The organism is Corallococcus carmarthensis, from assembly GCF_003611695.1.
Classification (GTDB): domain Bacteria; phylum Myxococcota; class Myxococcia; order Myxococcales; family Myxococcaceae; genus Corallococcus; species Corallococcus carmarthensis.
In genome coordinates, this window is the sequence record NZ_RAWE01000402.1 from 1 (window position 1) to 3,370 (window position 3,370).

Genomic DNA, 3,370 nt, shown 5'->3' on the forward strand with positions numbered 1-3,370 from the left:
TCCTCGAAGAGGGCCCGGCCCAACACGAAGCAGAATGCGGCCCCTACGCAGAGTGCCACCACGTTGAAGTAGTACGCCATGGGACGCGAGTCCAAGCACGGACCATACCAGCGGCGGCCCTCCTCGGAGGGTGGGGGCCGGCTCGCCCCGGTTGTGTCCTCCCTGGTTACAAGGACTGTCCTTGGGTGGCCCCCCAGGCAACAGCCCCCTCACCCGGGGTTCAACCCTTCGGACGCGATGGTTTTCACCCGGCGCCCGTGCGGCCTCAGACGGAGGGCGCGGACTCGGTGGCGTCCTGTTCGGGGCGGGGCGGGCGGTGCGCGGCGGACTCCAGCCGGTCCACGTCGCGCAGCTCCGGGAAGAGCCAGGCCCACAGCGCCACGACGACGAGCGTGCCCACGGCGCCAATCACCACCGCGTGCACGGCGCCCAGGGCCTCCGCGAGCGAGCCCGCGCGGAACTCGCCCAGCTCGTTGGAGGCGCCGATGCACATCAGGTTCACCGCGCTCACGCGGCCGCGCATGTCGTCCGGCGTGGAGACCAGCTCCAGCGTGTGGCGCACCACCACGCTCACCATGTCCGCAGCCCCGCCCACTGCGAGCGCCGCGAGCGACAGGGGCAGGGACGTGCTCAGGCCGAACACCAGCGTGGCCGCGCCGAACACCGCCACCGCGGCGAACATCTTCCACCCGGCGTGCCTGCCCAGCGGGCGGAACGCGAGCAGCACCGCTACCACCGCCGCGCCCGCGGCCGGAGCGCTGCGCAAGAGGCCCAGGCCCCACGGGCCGGTGTGCAGCACGTCGCGCGCGTAGATGGGCAACAGCGCCACCGCGCCGCCCAGCAGCACCGCGAAGAGGTCCAGGGTGAGGCTGCCCAGCAGCATCCGCTTCTGGCGCACGAAGCGCAGACCCGCGACGAGCGTCTTCATCGAAATGGGTTCGCGCGACGCGCTGCCGGTGCGCACCTGGAGCGAGAGGAGCCACACGATGGTGAGCGCGCACAGCGACGCGGACGTGATGTAGACGCCCTTGCCGCCCAGCCAGCCGTAGAGCAGGCCGCCCAGGGCGGGGCCGGAGATGGTGGCCACCTGCCACGTGATGGAGTTCACCGCCACGGCGCGCGTCAGCTCCTCCTTCGGCACCAGGTAGGGCGTGAGCGCGGAGCCCGCGGGCGCGTAGAAGGCTCTCGCGGTGCCGAACAGCACCAGGATGCCGTAGACGAAGCGCACGTCCTGGAAGTGGCCCAGCGTGAAGGACAGGAGCAGCAGGCTGCACACCATCATCACGCCCTGGCAGATGGCCAGGATGCGGCGGCGGTCGTAGCGGTCCGCCACCTGTCCGCCCAGCAGGCTGAAGGCGAGGAAGGGGACGAACTGGGACAGGCCCGTGTAGCCCAGCGCGAGCGCGCTCCCGGTGAGCTCGTACACCTGCCACCCGATGGCCACCGACTCAATCTGCGCCGCGAGCACCGCGCACAGACGGGCGATTTGATACAGCCGGAAGTCGCGGTACCGGAAGATGGACGTGGCGAGGACGGACGGGGTGGCCATGGCGGTGGCTGCGCTGTAACGCAGCCCGTCCTCCACCGCCAGCCACAAGGGGCGCTTGGGCCCCGCGCGCGGCTTATGAGGTCGCGCGCATCCGGTTGAGCCGGTCGTAGTGGCGGTAGCCCAGCTTGTCGAGCGCGGCGGGCGGCGCGAGGCCGATGTCCACCAGCGTCTTGATGTCGTACGTGCCCGCGAGCACCGGCGGCGCGTAGTTGGCCACCGCCTCCGGCGTGCGGAAGCCGGGCAGCGGGAAGAGCACCTGGCTGGTGTGCACGTGCATGAAGTGCGCGGCGGACTGGCGCTGCCACCCCGGCACGCCCGGCGCGGTGATGACGTGCGGCGTGGCGAGGAACGTGCCGCCCGTCAGGATTTCCAGCTGCTGGCCCACCTGCGCCACGATGCAGCCCGCGGGCGCGGTGCCGCGCACCATCTCGCCCTGCGGCGCTTCGGGCGTCGCGCGCGTGCGCAGGTACAGGCCGCTCTTGTCGTCCGGCTTCGCCGCGGGGCGGCCCGCCGGATCCAGGAACCGGCCTCCGGGCAGGAGCGTCAGCAGGTTGAAGTCGGTGTGCTCCTCGCCCCAGAGGATGCCGGTGTTCACCTGGGACGGGCCCAGCGGCAGGTACTGGAGCGCGCGCGTGACGTGGGGCGCCTTCTCGCACGCGGCGGTGAAGGTGTCCTGCGGCAGGTTCAGCGCCAGGGCGGCGCCGCGCAAGAGCTTGAGGCCGGCCTCGTGCAGCGCGCGGCCCATGGTGAGCAGGCCCTCCTGGAAGAAGGGCGGCGCGTTGTCCGGCCAGATGTTCTCCGGGTACAGCTCCGGGAACTCCATGGCGGACTGCGGGTCCGTGGGCGTGGGCGCCGCGAAGTAGCACTCCTTGAAGTCCGGCTGCCCGTTGCCGGCGACAGCGACCTCCGTGTTGGGAGGCGTCCAGCCGCGCTGGTACCAGAGGTCCGCGCGGCCCAGGGGGCGCTTCTCCGCGTCCGGGCGGGCCACGAAGGCGGAGAACGCCTCGTAGAAGCGCTCCAGCGCCGGCGCGTCCACGCCGTGGTTCTTCACGAACACGAGACCGAAGACGCCAAAGGCCTCGCGCAGGGCCGCCGCGGCGCGCTCGAGGCGAGCCGGTTCACCCGACGCGAGGTCCAGCAGGTCGACCGTCGGAATGTTCATCGAGGAGGTGTCCGCCATGGTGGGCCCAGGTGTATCGCGCCCGGGCCCGGCTGAGGAGGGGGAGCGTGCCTGCCCGCCCTCCTGCTTCCGGGGAAATCCGGAAGGGCCTCCTTCCCGCGCCTGCTTCAGCGCGCGGTGACCGTCACGTCCACCGGCGCGCACGTCACCGGGGTGGACTGGTAGTCGCCGCCCGGCCGGGGGACGTCCTCCTTGCGCGTGGCCACGTCCATCAGCGCGTCGCGGAAGGTGATGCGGTAGGTGCCCGGCTTCTTGAAGTCATAGGCCTGTGTCACCTCCACGGTGTTCTCCACCGTCGCGCCCGGGGCGATGGCCGTGTAGCTGTCCGCGGACGGGGCGGCGCGCTTCACCATGGGGCCCTGGTACGGCACCTCCTCGCCGTCGCGGGTGACCTGGAACACGGTGCCCAGGATGCCCTCCAGCGGCGTCTGCCACTTGAGCACCCAGACGGGCGTGTCCGCGCGGTTGGTGAGCTTGAAGAGGACCTCCACGGACGCGCCCACCTTGGCCTTGGGGGGGACGCTCAGGGCGCATTCCAGCTTCGGGGTCGTCACGGCGGCGGGCTCCGAGGCGGGCTCTGGGGACGGCCTGTGTCTTATACACATCTGACGCTGCCGCCGACTAGTCGAGTGTAGATGTTG

At 71.5% G+C, this 3,370-nt stretch carries 3 protein-coding genes; all 3 read right to left on the minus strand.

From position 1 onward, the window contains the following. Nucleotides 1-265: 265 nt before the first annotated feature. The gene (locus D7X32_RS43675; protein ID WP_120608379.1) at nt 266-1,549 is read right to left on the minus strand and encodes an MFS transporter; all 1,284 of its coding nucleotides are present in this window, start codon (nt 1,547-1,549) and stop codon (nt 266-268) included. 73 nt (nt 1,550-1,622) lie between these two features. Next, a complete protein-coding gene (locus D7X32_RS43680) occupies nt 1,623-2,729 on the minus strand; it encodes an isopenicillin N synthase family dioxygenase (protein WP_120608377.1) in 1,107 nt (368 codons plus the stop codon). A 107-nt stretch (nt 2,730-2,836) separates the two neighbouring features. Beyond that, a complete protein-coding gene (locus D7X32_RS43685) occupies nt 2,837-3,283 on the minus strand; it encodes a protease (protein ID WP_120608378.1) in 447 nt (148 codons plus the stop codon). Nucleotides 3,284-3,370 lie beyond the last annotated feature (87 nt).

What these genes read in the sequence shown, in the direction of transcription:
- D7X32_RS43680 (WP_120608377.1), bottom strand. Translation starts at nt 2,729, where the DNA reads ATGGCGGACACCTCCTCGATGAACATTCCGACGGTCGACCTGCTGGAC.
- D7X32_RS43675 (WP_120608379.1), bottom strand. Translation starts at nt 1,549, where the DNA reads ATGGCCACCCCGTCCGTCCTCGCCACGTCCATCTTCCGGTACCGCGAC.